Origin of the sequence: Streptomyces uncialis, assembly GCF_001905345.1 — a bacterium.
GTDB lineage: Bacteria > Actinomycetota > Actinomycetes > Streptomycetales > Streptomycetaceae > Streptomyces > Streptomyces uncialis.
The window spans coordinates 884,877-903,715 of sequence record NZ_LFBV01000002.1 but is presented as its reverse complement, the minus strand read 5'-3'; the positions used below and the strand labels follow the sequence as shown (position 1 = coordinate 903,715).

At 73.0% G+C, this 18,839-nt stretch carries 17 protein-coding genes; 15 read left to right on the top strand and 2 right to left on the bottom strand.

Annotated elements, in window-relative coordinates; all coding sequences use genetic code 11:
* The first annotated feature begins 91 nt into the window (after positions 1–91).
* The 4 genes from AB852_RS12180 (at position 92) to AB852_RS12165 (ending at position 5,111) form a co-directional block, all read left to right on the top strand.
* Entirely contained in the window at positions 92–1,327 is a 1,236-nt protein-coding gene (locus AB852_RS12180) for an epoxide hydrolase family protein (protein ID WP_073786908.1), read from the top strand.
* A gap of 502 nt (positions 1,328–1,829) precedes the next feature.
* Positions 1,830–3,179 (top strand): NtaA/DmoA family FMN-dependent monooxygenase, encoded by a 1,350-nt coding sequence (locus tag AB852_RS12175; RefSeq protein WP_245876730.1) that lies wholly within the window; start codon positions 1,830–1,832, stop codon positions 3,177–3,179.
* Positions 3,176–4,375, top strand: a complete 1,200-nt coding sequence (locus AB852_RS12170) for an LLM class flavin-dependent oxidoreductase (protein ID WP_073786903.1) — start codon at positions 3,176–3,178, stop codon at positions 4,373–4,375. The genes AB852_RS12175 and AB852_RS12170 overlap by 4 nt, the downstream gene beginning before the upstream one ends.
* A 73-nt stretch (positions 4,376–4,448) precedes the next feature.
* Positions 4,449–5,111: a response regulator transcription factor gene (locus AB852_RS12165; RefSeq protein ID WP_073786901.1), complete on the top strand. Its 663-nt coding sequence runs from the start codon at positions 4,449–4,451 to the stop codon at positions 5,109–5,111.
* 94 nt (positions 5,112–5,205) lie between these two features.
* On the opposite strand, the gene AB852_RS12160 is transcribed toward AB852_RS12165, so the two are convergent.
* Positions 5,206–5,952 (bottom strand): maleate cis-trans isomerase family protein, encoded by a 747-nt coding sequence (locus AB852_RS12160; protein ID WP_073787789.1) that lies wholly within the window; start codon positions 5,950–5,952, stop codon positions 5,206–5,208.
* A 350-nt stretch (positions 5,953–6,302) separates the two neighbouring features.
* Here AB852_RS12160 and AB852_RS12155 point away from each other — a divergent pair, with 350 nt between their 5' ends.
* The 10 genes from AB852_RS12155 to AB852_RS12110 all read left to right on the top strand — a co-directional run bounded on the left by AB852_RS12155 (position 6,303) and on the right by AB852_RS12110 (position 16,756).
* On the top strand, positions 6,303–7,466 hold the full coding sequence (locus AB852_RS12155) for a LeuA family protein (protein WP_073787787.1): 1,164 nt from the start codon (positions 6,303–6,305) through the stop codon (positions 7,464–7,466).
* A 192-nt stretch (positions 7,467–7,658) separates the two neighbouring features.
* Entirely contained in the window at positions 7,659–7,838 is a 180-nt protein-coding gene (locus tag AB852_RS12150; protein WP_073786899.1) for a lysine biosynthesis protein LysW, read from the top strand.
* Positions 7,839–7,867: 29 nt separating this feature from the next.
* Positions 7,868–8,716: an ATP-grasp domain-containing protein gene (locus AB852_RS12145; RefSeq protein WP_073786898.1), complete on the top strand. Its 849-nt coding sequence runs from the start codon at positions 7,868–7,870 to the stop codon at positions 8,714–8,716.
* Positions 8,713–9,798 (top strand): N-acetyl-gamma-glutamyl-phosphate reductase, encoded by a 1,086-nt coding sequence (gene argC / locus AB852_RS12140; RefSeq protein WP_073786896.1) that lies wholly within the window; start codon positions 8,713–8,715, stop codon positions 9,796–9,798. Before AB852_RS12145 ends, argC begins: the two co-directional genes overlap by 4 nt.
* Entirely contained in the window at positions 9,795–10,583 is a 789-nt protein-coding gene (locus tag AB852_RS12135) for an amino acid kinase family protein (protein WP_073786894.1), read from the top strand. Before argC ends, AB852_RS12135 begins: the two co-directional genes overlap by 4 nt.
* Before the next feature lie 171 nt (positions 10,584–10,754).
* The gene (locus AB852_RS12130) at positions 10,755–11,318 is read left to right on the top strand and encodes a type 1 glutamine amidotransferase (protein ID WP_073786892.1); all 564 of its coding nucleotides are present in this window, start codon (positions 10,755–10,757) and stop codon (positions 11,316–11,318) included.
* A 143-nt stretch (positions 11,319–11,461) separates the two neighbouring features.
* Entirely contained in the window at positions 11,462–12,598 is a 1,137-nt protein-coding gene (locus AB852_RS12125) for a Glu/Leu/Phe/Val dehydrogenase dimerization domain-containing protein (RefSeq protein WP_079184538.1), read from the top strand.
* Positions 12,595–14,247: an AMP-binding protein gene (locus AB852_RS12120; RefSeq protein ID WP_073786890.1), complete on the top strand. Its 1,653-nt coding sequence runs from the start codon at positions 12,595–12,597 to the stop codon at positions 14,245–14,247. The genes AB852_RS12125 and AB852_RS12120 overlap by 4 nt, the downstream gene beginning before the upstream one ends.
* A gap of 182 nt (positions 14,248–14,429) precedes the next feature.
* Positions 14,430–15,707: a pyridoxal phosphate-dependent aminotransferase gene (locus tag AB852_RS12115; RefSeq protein WP_218623253.1), complete on the top strand. Its 1,278-nt coding sequence runs from the start codon at positions 14,430–14,432 to the stop codon at positions 15,705–15,707.
* Positions 15,708–15,859: 152 nt separating this feature from the next.
* A complete protein-coding gene (locus tag AB852_RS12110; RefSeq protein ID WP_073786888.1) occupies positions 15,860–16,756 on the top strand; it encodes a fumarylacetoacetate (FAA) hydrolase in 897 nt (298 codons plus the stop codon).
* 234 nt (positions 16,757–16,990) lie between these two features.
* Here AB852_RS12110 and AB852_RS12105 read toward each other — a convergent pair whose 3' ends face one another.
* Entirely contained in the window at positions 16,991–18,211 is a 1,221-nt protein-coding gene (locus AB852_RS12105; RefSeq protein ID WP_073786886.1) for an MFS transporter, read from the bottom strand.
* A 65-nt stretch (positions 18,212–18,276) separates the two neighbouring features.
* On the opposite strand from AB852_RS12105, the gene AB852_RS12100 reads away from it, so the two are divergent.
* Positions 18,277–18,756, top strand: a complete 480-nt coding sequence (locus tag AB852_RS12100; protein ID WP_079184537.1) for a MerR family transcriptional regulator — start codon at positions 18,277–18,279, stop codon at positions 18,754–18,756.
* The last annotated feature ends 83 nt before the right edge of the window (positions 18,757–18,839 follow it).

Genomic DNA, 18,839 nt, shown 5'->3' with positions numbered 1-18,839 from the left:
CGGTGCCCCCGGGGCGGATGTGGAATCGTCGGGCCGTCGGAGCCCAACAGGCCGAGGAATCCGCCTCCTTCACCCGGTGAGGAACCACGCCATGACCACCCCGCACGCCTTCCCCCTGGAGCCCACCCCGATCCATGTGTCCGACGCGGTCCTCGACGATCTGCGCACCCGGCTCGCGCTGACCCGTCCGCCACTGGACGAGGGGAACGAGGACGGGTCCTACGGCGTCCCCGGGAGCCGTGTGCGTGAGCTGGTCGCCTACTGGCGGGACGGATACGACTGGCGCGAGGCCGAAGCCGCCATCAACGTCCATGAGCACTACCAGGTGAGCGTCGCCGGTGTCCCGGTGCACTTCATGCGCGAACCCGGGCGCGGACCCCGTCCGATCCCGCTGATCCTCACCCACGGCTGGCCGTGGACGTTCTGGCACTGGTCGAAGGTGATCGGCCCGCTCGCCGACCCGGCCGCGTTCGGCGGTGACCCCGCCGACGCGTTCGACGTCATCGTGCCGTCCCTGCCCGGCTTCGGTTTCCCCGGCCCGCTCACCGGCTTCCCGGACATCAACTTCTGGAAGGTCTCCGACCTCTGGCACACCCTGATGACCGAGACCCTGGGATACGGGAAGTACGCCGCCGGGGGCTGCGACATCGGCGGGATCGTCTCCAGCCAGCTGGGCCACAAGTACCCCGACGAGCTGTACGGCATCCACATCGGCTCCGGGCTGCCGCTCGACTTCTTCAACGGCCCCCGCGCCTGGGACTTCGCAAGGAACCGGCCCCTCACCGACGAACAGAGCGCCGATGTCCGCGCCCGTATCGTCGAACTGGACCACCGCTGGGCGCCCCACCTGGCCGTGCACATGCTCGACGGTGCCACCCTGGCCCACGGCCTCAGCGACTCGCCCGCCGGACTGCTCGCCTGGCTGCTGGAGCGCTGGGACGCCTGGAGTGACAACGGCGGTGACGTGGAGTCCGTCTTCAGCAAGGACGATCTGCTCACCCACGCCACGATCTACTGGGTGAACAACTCCATCGCCACATCGATGCGTTACTACGCCAACGCCAACCGCTACCCCTGGACCCCCGCCCATGACCGGACCCCGGTCGTACAGGCCCCGGTCGGCCTCACCTTCGTCACCTACGAGAACCCGCCCGGTGTCCGCACCGCCGACGAGCGCGTCCGGGCCTTCGGGTCCGGCCCGCAGGCCGGCTGGTTCAACCACGTCAACGTCAACGCCCATGACCATGGCGGCCACTTCATCCCCTGGGAGAACCCGGACGCCTGGGTGAGCGATCTGCGCCGCACCTTCCACGGCCGCAGGCCCTGAACGACCCGGCGGGGCGGACCTGTCGCGGACGACGGGATCGCGCCATCGGTCGGGAGTGTGACGGGAATGTGTCGAATGCGGCGGACGCGGCCTGACGAGCACGGTTTTCGGCCATCAGTTCGGGCGTCGAAGCCCTGACCGGACGCCGCCGGCCCCGGTGGATACTCCGGCGGCCCCCTGCGCACAAGTCCGGCTTTCGGTCAATCCCTTGCCGTCGCGGATTGTGAACAGTCTATTGCGGTGGGTTGCGTAGCCCTTGGAAGCAATGCAGGATCATCGCAGCTTGAATGACGGAAACGGCTGCGGACACCGAACGGAATCCCGGCCGGGGGGAAATGCGCACGGCCGGGGAAAGAATGGGCGGTTCTTTCCCCGGCTTCACAAGTGCGCGTCATTACCGCACACCCGGTCGGCGGCGGAATTCCGGGAGGGTCCGCGCCGGCCGGTCAATGGTGCGGAACACTTTGCGTACGGTGGCGTTGGAGGAGAAATCGTCGTGCCCGTGAAACAGATACATCTCGCAGCGCAACTCCCCGGGATACACAACACCACGGTCTGGTCGGACCCGCGCTCCGAGAGCCAGATCGACGTGGAATCCTTCATCAAGCTGGCGCGGACCGCGGAACGCGGGAAGTTCGACTTCTTCTTCCTCGCGGAAGGGCTCCGGCTGCGGGAGCACAAGGGCCGTGTCCACGACCTGGACGTGGTCGGCAGGCCCGAGGGACTGACCGTGCTCAGCGCACTGGCCGGGGTCACCACCCGCCTCGGCCTCGCGGCGACCGTCAACGCCACCTTCAACGAGCCCTACGAGGTGGCCCGCAGGCTGGCCACCCTGGACCATCTCAGCGAGGGCCGGGCCGCCTGGAACGTCGTCACCAGCTTCGACGCGTTCACCGGCGAGAACTTCCGGCGCGGCGGCTTCCTCGCCGAGGCCGACCGCTACACCCGCGCCGCCGAGTTCCTCGCCACCGCACGGGAACTGTGGGACAGCTGGGGTGCCGGGGACGTCCTCGCTGACCGGGCGGCGGGCGAGTTCATCCGCCCGGGCGCGGGGGAGTTCACCCACCAGGGACAGCACTTCGACATCTCCGGACGGTTCAGCACCCCCCGCGGCCCGCAGGGCCACCCGGTGGTCATCCAGGCGGGGGAGTCGGAGGAAGGCCGGGAGTTCGCCGCCGCCGAGGCCGACGTCATCTTCAGCAAGTACGACGACCTCGACCAGGCCCGCGCCTTCTACCGGGACGTGAAAGGCCGCCTCGCCGCGTACGGGCGCGCCCCCGGCGATCTGCTGATCATCCCGTCCGCGACCTACGTCCTCGGGGACACCGAGGAGGAGGCCGCCGAACACGCCGCCGCGATCACCCGGGCCCAGGTGGGCCCGCGGACCGCGCTCACCTTCGTCGAGGCCGTCTGGGGCCACGACCTGTCCGGCTACGACCCCGACGGTCCGCTGCCCGACATCGAGCCGGCCCCCGACAACCTCGTCCTCAAGGGCCATTCGACCTTCCGCAAGGACCGCGCGGCCACCGCCCGCCGCTGGCGCGGGATCGCCGACGAGCGGAAGCTGAGCATCCGCGAGCTGGTCATCGAGGTCACCGGACGGCAGACCTTCGTGGGAACCCCGCGCACCGTCGCCGACGCGATCGACACCTTCGTGCGGACCGACGGCGCCGACGGCTTCGTCCTCGTCCCCCACCTGACCCCCGGCCTCGACGACTTCGTCGACAGCGTCGTCCCGCTGCTCCAGGAGAAGGGCGTCTTCCGCGCCGACTACACCGGCACCACCCTCCGCGACCACCTCGGACTCGCCCCGCGCACCGGTGCCCCCCGCACCGAGAAGGAGGCATCGTGACCTCGCTCCATCTCGCCGTCGCCCTCGACGGCGCCGGATGGCACCCGGCGGCCTGGCGCGCCCCGGACGCCCGCCCCGCCGAACTGTTCACCGCCGGATACTGGGCCGACCTGGTCACCGAGGCCGAACGCGGACTGCTCGACTTCGTCACCATCGAGGACGAACTGGCCCTCCAGACCGCGTCGCTGCACCTCCCCGACCAGCGCACCGACCAGGTCCGGGGCCGTCTGGACGCCGTGCTCCTCGCCGCCCGGCTCGCGCCGCTCACCTCGCGGATCGGACTCGTCCCCACCGCCAACGTCACCCACACCGAGCCGTTCCACATCTCCACCGGTATCGCCACCCTCGACCACGCCAGCCACGGCCGCGCCGGCTGGCGCCCGCAGATCGCCTCCCGGGCCGCCGACGCCGCCCACTTCGGCCGCCGCGCCACCCCCCAGCTCACCTCCGAGGACGTCCAGGACTCCACTCTGATCGCGGCCCGGCTGCTCGAACTCTTCGGTGAGGCGTCGGACGTGGTCGAGACGGTCCGGCGGCTGTGGGACAGCTGGGAGGACGACGCCGAGATCCGGGACGCCGCCACCGGCCGCTTCATCGACCGGGACAAGCTGCACCACATCGACTTCGAAGGGGACCGCTTCCGCGTACGCGGCCCCTCGATCACCCCCCGCTCACCGCAGGGCCAGCCCGTCGTCACCTCGCTCGCCCACGCCGTGACGCCCTACGAGTTCGCCGCCCGGTCCGTGGACGTCGTCTACATCACCCCCCACACCCACGAGGAGGTCGTCACCGTCACCGCCCAGGTCCAGGAGGCCCAGCGGACCGTCGGGCGGACGGGGCCGCCGCTCAAGGTCTTCGCCGACCTCGTCGTCCTGCTCGACGACGAGCCCGGCGCCGCCGCCGGCCGCACCGCGCGGCTCGACGAGCTGGCCGGGACCCCGCTCACCTCCGACGCGCGGATCTACACCGGCAGTGCCGCCGGGCTCGCCGATCTGCTGCTCGACTGGCGGGACGCCGGGCTGGACGGCTTCCGGCTGCGGCCCGGGGCACTGCCCCACGACCTGCGCGGCATCACCCGCCGACTGGTGCCCGAACTCCAGCGGCGCGGCGCGTTCCGCACCGCCTACACGGCCACCACCCTGCGCGGCCACCTCGGTCTGTCCCGTCCCGCAAGCCGCTACGCGGTCCCACGCTGAGCCGCCCGGCCGGCCCGGGCGGCTCACGCCCCGGGCCGGCCGGGAACCGACCGAAGGAAGCCGACCACACACCATGGAACGCGTACTCGTCGTGCAGGAGGACCGCGCTCTCGCCGACGCCCTCCTGCGTGAACTGCGGCGGCGCGGGTACGCCGCCGTCAGCGTGGGCACCGGGGCGGCGGCCCTGAGCTCCTACCGCAGCGCCGATCTGGTGCTGCTGGACCTCGAACTGTCCGACATCGACGGCCTGGAGATCTGCCGCGCCGTCCGGGACGCGGGACCCACCCCCGTCATCGCCTTCACCGACCGCGACACCGAACTCGACCGGGTGCTCGCCCTCCAGGCCGGCGCCGACGACTGCGTGATCAAGTCCTGCGGCCCGCGCGAGCTGATCGCCCGGATCGAGGCCGTGCTGCGCCGCGCCTACCCCGGGCAGACCGTCGCCCAGACCATCTCGCTGGGACCGCTGCACCTGGACGAGCGGACCCGCGAGGTCCGGCTGCACGACCGGACGGTCGAGGTCACCGGCAAGGAGTTCGACCTGCTGTTCACCCTGGCCGCCAGCCCCACGGCGGCCGTCTCCCGCAAGGACCTCATGTCCCGGGTGTGGGGCATCAACTGGGCCCAGTCCAGCCGCACCCTCGACACCCACGTCAGCAGCCTGCGCGGCAAACTCGGCGCGGGCGGCTGGATCATCACCGTACGAGGGGTCGGCTACCGCATCGGCCGGGGCTGACCCCCACCCCGCGTCGGCCGGGGCGCACCCCCGCCCTGTCCGCCCGGCAGTACCGTCCCGCCCGCCGCCCACCCCACCCGGCGGCGCGGGCGGTTCAGGCGGCCTCCGGTACCTGGGCCAGCCGCGCCAGCAGCGGATGGGCCGCGGCGGTCCCCGGACCCCAGGCGCCCACCTCACGCAGCGCCCACCACGCCGACGCCAGATTGGACGTCAGCAGCAGCCGGTCCGTGTCCCGCGCCAGGGTCTCCAGCGCCGCCAGCGTGGCCATCCCCGTACCGGTGAACAGCAGCGCGCCGTCCCCCGGCAGCGGCCGGCCGTACAGCCGGTCCAGTATCTCGGCGCGGGTCACCGCGTACGGGTCGAAGCGGTCGCCCGCCGGGACGAGCACCACCTCGTCGACCCGCAGTCCCGCCCGCCGCCAGAAGTCCCGCGAGGTGTCCGTCAGCCACGGCTCGTACGGCGACACCAGCGTCAGCCCGTCCGCCCCGAACGCCTCGCACGCCGCGAGGATCGCCTGCGTCGAGGAACGCACCGGGAACCCGGCCCGCTCGCTCAGCCGCTCGCAGAACGCGCGGTCGCCCGCGGGCGCGAGCAGATAGTGCGACGCGCTGCACGCGACCACCGCCGCGTCCAGCCGCATCCCGCCGAAGCCCGCGAGGGTGTCCGCCAGCACGGCGTTGTACCGCTCCAGCATGTCCCGCAGGCCCAGCCCCGGCAGCACCGGGAAGCGGGAGGTGTAGACGTTCAGCGCCCCGCCCACGAGCCGGTGGAACTCCGGCTCGGCCGTGGGGTTCTCGGGTGGGACGACCACCCCGAGCCGAGGGAGGGAGAACAGATCCATGCGATGACCACCCTTCTGCCGTACCCACGCCGGACGGAACGCGGCCACCATAGCCGGGAATTCTCCGGCCACCGCCGTCCGCCGAAATCAATTACCCGACTTCTGCCCCGGCCCGTCCTTTCCTTTCCTGACCTGAACTCCCATGACAATCCCTGACAATCGTCTGAGGCGCGAAATCTTGACGGCGCGCACCCGCCCCCCGGAGGCTGGACACCGGTGATCGCGGCTCCCCCCTCCGGCCGCGATCGCCCTCCCCATTCCGACCGGACCCGTCCGGGTCCGCGGCACATTCCTGGCGCTATTTCGAGGACGCCGCCCCCACACGCGGCGCGATGAAGGAGACGAACGCCATGGCAGTGACAGAAAAGGACGCCGGCCCTCCGAACGGAGCACGCCCACTCCCTCGTATCTCCGACGCCACCCTGCGTGACTCCGCCCATATGGCGGGGGTGGAATTCGGCCCGGCGGACGCCGGCCGTATCGCCGGGCTCCTGGTGCGGTCCGGGGTCGAACTGGTCGAGGTCGGCATGATCTCCGGAGCGGCGTCCAAGGACGCCCCCCTCATCGACGCCACCCATCACGCGGTCGGCCCCGAACGCAGCCTCAGCCTGGTCGTGGTCCGCGACCGGCGGCAGAGCGCGCGCGCCCTGGACGAGGCCCTGCGCCTCGGGGTGCGGTCGGTGATGTTCTCCATCCCCACCTCGGAGCAGCACGCCGCGCTGAAACTCGGCTCCAGCAGCACCAAGTACCTCATCGCCGTCGCCCGCGCCGCCATCGAGCAGGCCAAGGAACGCGGCTTCCATGTCACCTTCAGCGGCGAGGACGGCGCCCGCACCCCACGGGAACGGCTCGTCCCCTACGTCACCGCCGGGTTCGCCGCCGGGGCCGACCGGTTCCGGCTCGCGGAGACCGTGGCCTGTCTGTCGCCCTGGCAGATGGAACGGGTGATCGGCGACCTCACCGCGATCGACGGCGCCGAGATCGAGATCCACTCCCACAACATGCTCGGTATGGCCGTCGCCAACTCGCTGGCCGCCTACCGCGCGGGTGCCCGCTGGATCTCCGCGACCGTCGGCGGCATCGGGGAACGCGGCGGCAACGCGCCCCTCGCCGAACTGCTCACCTCCCTGCGGGTGATCCACGGCGACACCCGCTTCGACCTGTCGCATCTCACCGAGCTGTCCGCCCTCGCCCTGAAGGGCTCCGGGCTCGGCACCGCCTTCCAGCCCGGCCCCACCACCTCGCACGCCTTCGCCTACGAACTGCCCGGCCAGCTCACCCACCCCGAGGCGTACGAGACCCTGCCCGCCGAGACCGTCGGCAACTCCCGTGAACTGCGGGTCCGTTCCCGCCTCACCCCGCCGCTGGTGACCTGGGCGCTCGCCGACTCCGGCACCGACATCGACGTCCCCGGCTTCACCGAGTGGCTGGTGCGCCGGCAGACCGAGCGCGGCGCCCCGCTGCTGGACCGCGACGCCATCCGCAAGGCCGCCGTCGAGTTCCCCGGCACCTGACCCCCACCACCCGGCCCCGGCCCCGGCCCCGGTACCCCCACGTACCCGCCGCGCCCCCGTACCCCCACGTACCCGCCGCGCCCCCCGTACCCCCACGTACCCGCCGAACCCTCAGCGCCCTTCGTACCCCCACGCACCCCCGCTCCGACCCCGGCCCGGGGCCGGAGCCGCCACCCCTGCCAGGAGACACCCATGCCCACGCTCACCGGTGCCTGCCCCGAGTGCGAGACCGATCTGACGACACCCCCGCTGAACGAGGGCGAGACGCTGTCGTGCCCCGAATGCCTGCTCACCCTGCGGGTCGACGGCATCCAGGACGGCACCCTCTCGCTCCAGATGATCGAGGTCCAGCTCCGCGACTGGGGCCAGTAGCCGACGCGCTCACACGAAGGAGTCCATCCATGGGCGGCAAAGTGGCCATCGTCGCGGACCGGATCGGCTGGGAGGAACGCCAGCTCATCCGGACCGCGCCGGACCTCGGCCTGCACATCGACTGGGTGAACGACGAGTCCCTCTGCCTCGGGCACCCGGACGCACCGTCGATCACCGCGTACGACACCCTCCTCATCCGCAGCCGCAGCTACACCCGCGGCGGACTGCTCGCCGCCGCCGCACAGGCGTCCGGCATCCCCACCCTCAACACCACCCACGCCATCCAGAGCTGCGAGAACAAACTCGTGCTGCGCGCCCTGCTGCGCACCGCCGGGATACCGGTGCCCGACTTCCGGCTCGTCGTCTCCCGCAAGGACTTCGAGAAGGCACTCGACGAACTCCCCCTGCCCGTCGTCCTCAAGCCCGTCTTCGGCGGGATGGGCAAACGCGTCACCCTGCTGCGCACCCGGGACACCGCCCACTCCGTCTACGACTACGTCGAGGACCTCGGCCACGCCTTCGAGCAGGCGTGCCTCGTGGAGCCCTACCTCGGCGGGAGCTCGGTGCGCTGCCTGGTGGTGGGCGAGGAACTCGTCGCCGCGGCCCGCTTCGAGAGCGGCGGGACCGACTGGCGCAACAACGCCGCACTCGGCAACCGCAACGAGGCGGTGGCCCTCGACCACGAGGTCCGGGACATCGTCGGCCGGGTGGTCGACCTGCTGGGCGCCGGGATCTACGGTGTCGACCTCTTCGAGACGCCCGACGGCCACCTCGTCAACGAGGTCAACCACGCACCCGGCTTCCGCGCGGTCGCCTCCGCCACCGGGGCCGACATCCCCGCCGCGATCGGCCGCCATGTCCGGGAGATCCTCGGATGACGGGCGGCGCACCACCCGTCCGGGTAGGGATCATCGGCGCCTCCGGGCTCGCCGGCGGCGATCTGATCCGGCTCGTCGTCCAGCACCCCCGGCTCCGGCTCACCTTCCTCGGCGGCTCCTCCAGCGTCGGCCGCCGCCCCAGCGAACTCCACCCCGGGCTGCGCCAGGACCTCGGCGTCAGCGTCGAAGCGGTCCCCGACGACCCGGACGTGCTCGCCGAACGCTGCGACGTGGTGTTCCTGTCCACCCCGGCACCGGCCTCCGCCGAACTCGCGGCCCGCCTCGCCGACCGCGTCCCCTGTGTCATCGACCTCAGCGGCGCCTTCCGTATCCGCACCCCCGCGCTCCACGACCGCTGGTACCCCAAGGTGTCCCGCAGCCCCGAACTCGCCGAACGGTTCGTGTACGGCGTCCCGGAGCTGATCGGCGAACGGCTCGCTGGCGCGCCCCTGATCTCGCTGCCCGGCTGCTACGCCACCGCCATCACCCTGGGCCTCGCCCCGCTCGTCCTCGGACTCGGCCTCGAACTGCGGACCGTCGTCGTGGACGGCAAGAGCGGCTCCAGCGGCGGCGGCCTCCAGCTGCGCACCCCCGATCTGCACCCCTTCCGCAGCGGGGCCATCGCCCCGTACGCCCCCACCGGGCACCGGCACGCCGCCGAGGTCGGGGACTTCCTGGAACGCGCCGAACCCGGCCGGATCGCCTCCCTGTCCATGTCCGCGTACGGCGTCTCCCATGTCCGCGGACTGCTCACCAGCTCCTACGTCTTCACCGACGGCGACACACCGGACGCCCGCACCCTGCACCGCGCCTATCTGCGCTTCTACAAGGGCCACCGCTTCGTCCGGGTGCGCCGGCACACCGAGACCCTGATCCCCGTCCCCGACCCCCAGGCGGTCCTCGGCTCCAACTACTGCGACATCGCGGTGGAGCACGACCCCGACGGCGACCGGATCGTCGTCCTCGCCGCCCTGGACAACCTCGTCAAGGGCGCCGCGGGACAGGCCGTCCAGGCCCTCAACATCCGCTTCGGCCTGCCGGAGGAGGAAGGACTGACCATGCAGCCCGTGATGCCCGCGTGAGCGCGGTCCCCACCGTCGTCAAACTCGGCGGCAGCGTCCTGGACGAGGTGTCCGCGCTCTGGTGGGACGACCTCGCCCGGCACGGCCGCGCGCACCCGCTGATCCTGGTGCACGGCTGGTCCAAGCCGCTCAAACGCCTCAGCCCCCGCTACAGCGAGCCGTCCGCGGTGCTGCGCGACCGGTTCGGCAACCAGAGCCGCTGGACCACCCCGCAGGTGATCGAGGACATCAAGACCGTCAGCGCGGCTCTCGGACGGGACGTCGTCGCCCGGCTCGCCGAACGCGGCGTCACCACCGAACGGGTCATCGGCAGCGACGGTCTGATCGAGGCGGCCCAGGGCGAACGCTGGTGGTGGCACCGCAAACAGCTCGTGGAGATCGACAACCTGGTCGGACCCGTCGCCCGGATCGACCCGGCACGGCTGAAGAACCTCGCCCCCGGCCACTGTCTGCTCGTCACCCCGCTGGCCCTCGGGCCCGACGGGCGGGAGGTCAACACCGACGCCGACCGGGCCGCCGCCGCCCTCGCGGGCGCCACCGGCGCACCCGATCTCACCCTGGTCACCGACGTCACCCATCTCCTCGTCGACGGCCGGCCGGTGCACCGGATCACCGCGGAGGCCGCCGCCGCGTTCCGCGACAACGGCGCCACCGGCGGGATGCGCAAGAAGCTGCGGGCCGCGGGTGAGGCCCTCGACCGGGGCGTCGGCCGGGTCGTCATCGGCAGCGCCCCCGTGTCGGAACTCCTCGCCGAACGCACCGGAACGGTGATCACCCCCGGCTGACCGGACCCCCACGGCCGGGCCCCCACGGCCGGTCACCCACGGCCGGTCCCTCCCGGCCGGACCGCCACGGCCGGTCACCCCCACGGCCGGTCACCCCTCCGGCCGGTCACCCCTCCGGCCGGTCCCCGCCCCGGGACCGGCCACCGCGCCCCTGAAAGGAGTCCACGGCCCATGGCGACCTCCCGGGTCCTGGTCGTGAACAACGGGACCCTGTCCCTGAAACAGCTCCGTGACCGCTTCGCGGAACTCGGCTCGGCCACCGACACCGTCGAGGCCGCCCACGTCCCCGCGAAGGCCGGCGACCGCTACCAGGCGATCGTGCTGAGCGGCACCAAGGTCCGCGCCTACGACAGCGACCACTACCGGCCGCTGATCGATCTGGTGATGACCACCGACGTCCCCGTGTTCGGGATCTGCGGCGGTATGCAGATCATCGGTGTCGCCGCGGGCGGCGGTCTCGCGGAGGGACCCCAGCGGGTCGGCGGCCACCAGGCCCGTGTCGACCCGGGCGAAGCCCTGTTCGCCCATGTCGGACCGACCGTCACGGTGTTCCACCGCCACACCCTCTATCTGCGGCAGGCGCCCCCGGGCTTCCGCTCCATCGGACGCTCCGAGCACGCCCCCGTCGAGTTCCTGCGCTCCGACGACGGCCGTATCCACGGCTCGCAGGCCCACCTCGAATTCCGCCGGGACGGCAAGGAGATCCTCCGCGGGTTCACCGACCTGTGGAAGTGAGCCGGTCCGACCGCCGGGTCCGCCTCGGCCCCGCTCCCGTCCCACCGGCCGCGCTCCCGCCCGCGCCGGTCCGGCGGCACTCCACCGCACCCCACGCGACACACCGCACCCCATCGCAACGACACCGAAGTGAGGTCCCGGACATGACCGCTCCGCACGCCCGCCTCCGTACCACCGACACCCAGGAACCCGCCTTCTCGGTGAAGCTCAACGGCAGCGGCGGCCCCCTGAAGGGCTGGGTCGTCGTCGACTCCCTGGTCGACTCGCTCGCCATGGGCGGCACCCGGATGACCGCCGCCGTCACCGAGGACGAGGTCGCCGGTCTCGCCCGGGGGATGACCGAGAAGCTCACCCTCGTGGGTCTGCGCGTCGGCGGCGCCAAAGCGGGCATCGTCTCCGACGGCCGCGACCGCGAGGAGACCTTCCGTACCTTCGGCCGTACCGTCGCCCCGCTGCTGCACGGCGGCATCCATCTCGGCATCGACCTCGGGGTCACCCCCGCCGACCGCGCCACCTTCTTCGCCGAGGCGGGCTACGACCCGCGCCGCAAGGCCCGCGCCGTGGACATGCCGTACGACTGGCGCACCTACTACGAACCACTGATCGACTGCACCGGACACGGCGTAGGGGTCGCCGCCGTCACCGCCCTGGAAGCCGCCCACCGCGACAAGGCCGCCCGGGTCGTCGTCCAGGGCTTCGGCGCGGTCGGCCGCGCCGTCGCCCGCTTCCTGGAGGAACGCGGCCACCGCGTCGTCGCCGTCGCCGACATCGACGGCACCATCACCGCCGACCGGCTGCCCGTGGACGACCTCGTCGCCATCACCGACGACCTCGGCCGGATCGACCGCACCCGGCTGCCGCAGGGCGTCACCGCCGACCCGGAGCGCGAGGCATGGCTGGGGGTCGACGCCGACCTGCTCGTCCTCGCCGCGCAGAAGGACGCCGTCAACGCCGCCAACGTCCACCGGCTGCGCCCCCCGCTGATCGTGGAGGGCGGCAACCTCACCTCCAGCGCCGAGGCCAAGCAGAAGATCATCGCCTCCGGTGCCACCCTGGTCCCCGATGTCGTCGCCAATGTCGGCGGAGCCGCCGCCGCCGGACTCGCCCTCACCCGGACCGTGCCCTTCGCACTCGCCGCCGGACCCCGCAAGGACTGGGTCTTCGACTGGGTGGCCACCCGGGTCCGCGACAACACCCGCGCCCTGCTGGAGATCGCCGCCGCCAGCGTCGGCGACCCGCTGCCCGAACTGCTCGCCGCGCGCCGCGCGGAGCGCCCGTGAGCGCCCCCGCGCCCGTCGATCCACGGCGGGTACGCGCCGACGAGTACCGGCGCCGGGGCTGGTGGCGGGACGAGACCTTCCTGGACGACCTCCGCCGCCAGGCCCGCCACCGGCCGCACCATCTCGCCATCGCGGGCCGCCGGGTCGCCGAGGCCCGCACCGACACCCTCGACTACGCCGAACTCCTCCAGCTCACCGAACGCTTCGCCCGCGCCCTCGCCGGACTCGGTGTCCGGCGCGGCGACTTCGTCGCCGTCCAGCTCCCCAACCGCTGGGAGATGGTGCCGCTGATCTTCGCCTGTGCCCGCGTCGGCGCGGTGATCTGCCCCATCTCGCCGGTCTGCCCCGAGGACGAACTGCGCCACCGCCTCGCCCTCACCGAGGCCCGCGTCTGCGTCACGATCCCCGGCTGGGCGGGATCACCGCTCGCGTCGACCGTCACCGCGCTGAGCGGGGAACTCGCCACCCTGGAGCAGGTGTTCGTGGTCGGGGGGCCCGTACCGGACGGCGCCCGCGACTTCCACGACCACTTCGTCGACCCCGACCCCGACCGGGTGGGCCGCACCGAGGCGGTCCCCGAAGGGCGGGAACTCGGCCCCGACGACCCGTTCGTGGTGCTCTTCACCTCGGGCACCACCGGTGAGTCCAAGGGCGTGCTGCACAGCCAGAACACCGTCCACTCCGCCATCCGCGGCTACGTCGACACCTTCGGACTCGGACCCGGACTGGTGGCCGCCGTCTCCACCCCCCTGTGCCACTACTCCGGCTTCGCCCAGGGCATCCTCGCGGGCGTCCTGCTGGGCGGCACCGTCGCCTTCCAGGACGTCCGGCGCAACGAAGCCCTCCTCGACCTCGTCGAACGGTACGGGGCCACTCTCCTGTACGGCCCGCCCGCCACCCTCGCCGACGTCACCGCCTCGCAGCGCGCCGATCCACGCGACACCAGCACCCTGCGGCACGCCGTCATCGGATCGGCGCCCGTCCTCGCGGACCTCGCGGCCGACATCCGCGACACCCTCGGAGCCCGCGCCCACTCGCTGTGGGGCATGTCCGAGAACGGCCCCGTCACCATCACCCGGCCCGGCCAGCCCGAGGACTGGGCCGCCCACAGCAACGGCGGCCCCATCGACGCGATGGAGGTCCGCATCGACCCCGCCGGGCCGGACGGCACCCTGGACGGGGTGGGCCGGCTGCGGGTGCGGGGCGCCTCGCTCGCCCTCGGCTACCACAAACGCGACGACGTGTACGCGGCCGAGTTCGGCGCCGACGGCTGGTTCGACACCGGGGACCTGGCCCGCGCCGACGGGGACGGCGGCATCCGGATCGTCGGCCGCGCCCGGGACGCCGTCGTCCGCGACGGCACCGTCGCCCCCATGACCGAACTCGAAGCCGTCATCGGCGGCCACCCCACCGTCACCGAGGCCGCGCTGGTCGGTCTGCCCGGCCCCGGCGGGGACACCCTGTGCGCCGTGGTCGTCCCCAGCGGCACCGGCCACCCCGCACTGGACGAACTGCGCGCCCACGTCGAACGCGCCGGACTGGACCGGCGGTTCCTCCCCGAGCGGCTGGAGGTGGTGACCGCCCTGCCCAAGACCCTCACCGGCAAGGTCCGCAAGGCCGAACTGCGCGCCCGCTGGACCGGGGCATGACCGCCGCCCCCCGCCCCGGACGCGGCCCACCACCGATCCCGGGCCACCGGCCCTGCGTCACCGGCCCTGGCCCGCCGGTCCCGGTCCGCCGCGTCCCGCCGCCCCGGCCGACCGACGCGCACCCACCCACCACCACCGCCCCCGCTTCCCGTGACCGCTTCCCGTGACCGCTGGAGTCCCTGATGCCCGAGCCCCCACCGGTGACCATGTCGGCGACCCTCGCGGCCGACGCGCTGCTGGCCCGCCGACAACAGGCCGGGGAACAGGTCCTCCCCCTCACCAGCGGGGAGATCGGCCTGCCCGTCCTGCCCGCGCTGCGCGAGCGGCTCGCCGCCGCCGCGGACCTCGGCGCCTACGGGCCCGTCGCCGGTTCCACCGCCCTGCGCACCGCCGCGGCCGGGTACTGGGGCCGCCGGGGCCGGGCCACCGATCCTGACCTGGTGGTCGCCGGTCCCGGCAGCAAGTCCCTGCTCTACGCGCTGCTCCTGGCCATCGGCGGGGACGTCGTCATCCCCGTACCCGGCTGGGTCAGCTACGCGGCCCATGCGCGGCTCGCCGGGGTGCGCCCGATCACCGTGCCGACCGCGCCGGGCGAGGGCGGTGTGCCCGACCCCGACCGGCTGCGGGAGGCCGTCACCCTGGCCCGCGCCGCCGGACACGACCCGAGGGCCGTGGTCGTCACGGTCCCCGACAACCCGACCGGGACCGTCGCCGGACCGGGCACCCTGCGCCGGTTCGCCGCGGCGGTCCGGGACCTCGACCTGATCGTCGTCTCCGACGAGATCTACGGCGACCTGGTGTACGACGCGGCGCGCCCCGCCGTGTCCCCGGCGGTCCTCGCCCCCGAGCGCACGGTGGTCACCACCGGCCTCACCAAGAGCCTCGCGCTCGGCGGCTGGCGCACCGGGGTCGCCCGGCTCCCCGACAGCCCGGCCGGACGGGAGCTGACCACCCGGCTCATCTCCGTCGCCAGCCAGATCTGGTCCAGCCCCCCGGCCCCCGTCCAGGCGGCGGCAGCGTACGCCTTCGACGAGCCGCCCCAGGTGACCGCCCGGATCGCCCACTCCCGGGCCCTGCACGAGGTGGTCGTCCGCGCGGTCGCCGCCCGGTTCGCCGCCACCGGCGCCGAACTCACCCCGATCCGGGCGACCTGCTACCTGTACCCGGACTTCGCCCCGCTGCGGGAGCGGCTGGAGCGCCGCCACGGGGTGGGCGACGGCGACGCCCTGACCCGGCTGCTGCTCGACCGGTACGGGGTGGGGGTCCTGCCGGGCAGCGCCTTCGGGGAACCCGCCGGAAGCCTGCGGATCAGGGTCGCGACCAGCCGTCTCTACGGTGACACGGCCGAACGGCGGGAACGCGCGCTCACGGCGTCCGATCCGCTCCGACTGCCCTGGGTGCGCGCCTCGCTGGACCGGATCGAGGAGGTCCTCACCCAGGTGACCGCCCCGCCCGGCTGAACCGCTCCGCCCCGTTGAAGCGCTCTGCCCTGTCCCGCCGGTGCCCCGGCCCCCACCCCGCTCACCCGCCTCCACCCCGCTCACCGCCCGCGCGCCACCGGGTCGGGCGTCCCGCCCGGCCCGTACGTCCGACCCTCCGAGGAGCCCGCACCATGTCCGTCGTCTTCGAGAGCGAGTACCAGGGCCGCCGCCACGCGGCCTTCGAACGTCCCGGCCCCGGCGAGCCGCTGACCCTGTACCCGGTGGGGGAGGGGCAGTTGCGGGAGGCCGTCGCCGGTGGCGGTGACCTCGCGCGGGCCGTCGCGGACATCCGCGCGGCCGGCGGGGCCGTCACCGTCGAACCCGGGGACCCGCAACTGCGCCCGCTGCCGCCGCTGCTGCCCACGGTGTCCGGCGACGCCCTGCTCAGCGGGTTCATGGGCACCCACAAGTCCAAGTTCGGCGGGGAGAGCGCCCCGGCGGGGGCGCCGTTCGTGCCGCCCAAGTGGTTCTTCAAGGGCTTCGGTTCCTGGCTGCGGCTGCCGGACGAGACGCTCACCGTCCCGGCCGAGCCGGTCGCGCTGATCGAGGAGCCCGAGGTGCTCCTGGTGTACGTCAACGACGCCCGGGGCGAGCCGCGTTACGCCGGATACACCTTCGGCAACGACCTCTGCGACATCGGGCTCCACCGCCAGGACCCCGGCTACAACCCGTACTGCAAGCTCTGCGACACCGCGGTGTCCCCGTGGCTGTTCCTCGGGGAGCCGCCCGCGACGGTGACCGGCCGGGTCACCATCGAACGCGACGGCGCGGTCGCGTGGGAGGGGAACTTCGACTGCGGCGCGGACGCCCTGTACCACCCGGTGCGCGATATGGTGGACCATCTGTTCACCTTCCCCGCGGTACGGCGACCCGGACTGGTCAACTACGTCCTGCTCGGCGCCGATCAGGCCAGCTTCCACGACGGATTCCGTATCGCGGACGGCGACCGGGTGACCATCGACGTCAAGAGCCACGGCGTGGTCCTCAGCAACCCCATCGCGTACGGGACCCCGCCCGCGACCCCCTGACCCGGCCCGTCCCGTTCCGTCCCACCCGAGCATCGCCCCTGGGCAGGGCCCCGGTCACGAACACCGGGGCCCTGCCCAGGCGTGTCCGTGCGGGTCCCGGTGGACGCACTCCGCAGGCACTGGTCCCTCGCCGCCACCGCGGTCCAGCCCGGGGTCCGCGCACCGCCGACCGGGGCCCGGCCGTTCCCCTGTCCTCGGTGGGACGGGGAACGGCCGGGCCCCGGTCGGTCACGGTCAGACGGTCGCGCCGGGGCGCTTCGCCGGGAAGCCGTGCACCCGCGCGGCCACCACCACCGCGAGCACCGGCAGCATCAGGAGCAGCACGCTCCAGGGGAAGGATTCGGAACCGACCCGGTCGAGCAGGACACCGCCCGCGACGCCGCCCGCGGCCATCGCCACGTTCCACAGCGTGACGAGCATGGCCTGCGCCGAGTCCGCCTGTTCGCCGCCCGCGTCGCCCACCGCGGTCTGGAGCAGGGTGGGGATACCGCCCCAGCCCAGCCCCCACAGCGTCACCGCGACGTACACCAGCGCGGTGCTGTCCGAGAGCAGCGCGAGCAGGGTCGCGGCGACGGCGACGAGCAGGGTGCTGGCGACGGTGAGTCCGCGCAGCCGCCGGTGGATCTGCGTCGCGACGATCCAGATACTGAGCAGCGACGCGCCGCCGAAGACGAGCAGCACCACATCGGTGGAGTCCTCCATCCCGAGCCGGTCGAGGAATGTGGCGATGTACGTGTAGAGGATCGTGTGCGCGAGGACGAAGACCAGGGTCACGAACAGCACCGGGGCGACCCCCGGCACCCGCAGCGCGCGCAGCATGGGCGTCCGGCTCCCGGCGCGCTGGCCGGGGTACTCGGGGACCACGGCGACGATCCAGCCGAGGAGGACGACGGTGAGCCCGGTCATGATGAGGAAGGCGACCCGCCAGCCGAGGGCGCCGCCGATGAAGGTCCCGGCGGGCACGCCCAGCGACAGGGCGACGGGGATACCGGCCATGGCGATGGCGATGGCCTTGCCCTGGAGGTGGACGGGCGCCATCCGGCGGGCGTATCCGGCGAGCAGGGCCCAGGCGAGGCCCGCGGCGACCCCGGCGAGGAAGCGGGCGACCATGGTGACGGGGTAGTCGGACGACACGGCCGTCACGGTGTTGGCGACGGCGAACCCGGCCATCGCGGTGAGCAGCAGCCGCTTGCGGTGCCAGGCGGCGGTGGCGGCGGTGAGCGGGATGGCGGTGAGCGCGGTGCCGATCGCGTAGATCGTCACCGACTGGCCCATCGCGGACTCGCTGACGCCCAGGTCGCCGCTCATGGAGGGCAGTACGCCGGCGGGCAGGGTCTCGGTGAGGCTGGTGATGAAGACGGCGGTGGCCAGCGCGAGCAGCGCCGCCAGGGGGAGTTTCTGGTCCTTGGCAGGTGACGGGGTGTCAACTGGGATCTCTGTATCGCGGATCGACATGATGGGTATGCTCAAACCCTCACACATATGTGAAGGTCAATCCGGCTCGATGTGAGGTGCATCACATGCGTATCGGAGAGCTGTCGGAGCGCACCGGCACCCCCCGCCGTCTGCTGCGCTACTACGAGGAGCAGGGGCTCATCGTGTCCCAGCGCACCCCGAACGGCTACCGCAAGTACGACGAACGTTTCGTGGACCGGATCCTCCAGATCCGCGGTCTGCTCGACGCGGGACTGCCCACCCGGATCATCAAACAGATCCTGCCCTGCCTCGACAAGCCCCGCACCATCTATTTCCCCGACGCCACCGCGGAGATGATCGCCACCCTGGAGCACGAGCGGGACCGGATGACGGAGCGCGTCACCTGTCTGATCCGCAACCGGGACGCCATCGCCGAGTACCTCGACGCGGTCCGCGGATACGACGGTTCCGGCCCGCCCGAGCCCGCCCGCGAACCCGTCGCCGATGGAGCACTCGCCCGCGAACCCCTCGCCCACGGAACCCCCGTCCGCGAACCCCTCGCCCACGGAGCACCCGCCCGCTGACCACGCCGGCTGCTCCACGGCCGGAGCCCGCCGCCCCGTCCCGACGGCGTCGGGGGCGGGTCCGACCGCCCGGTAGGATCACC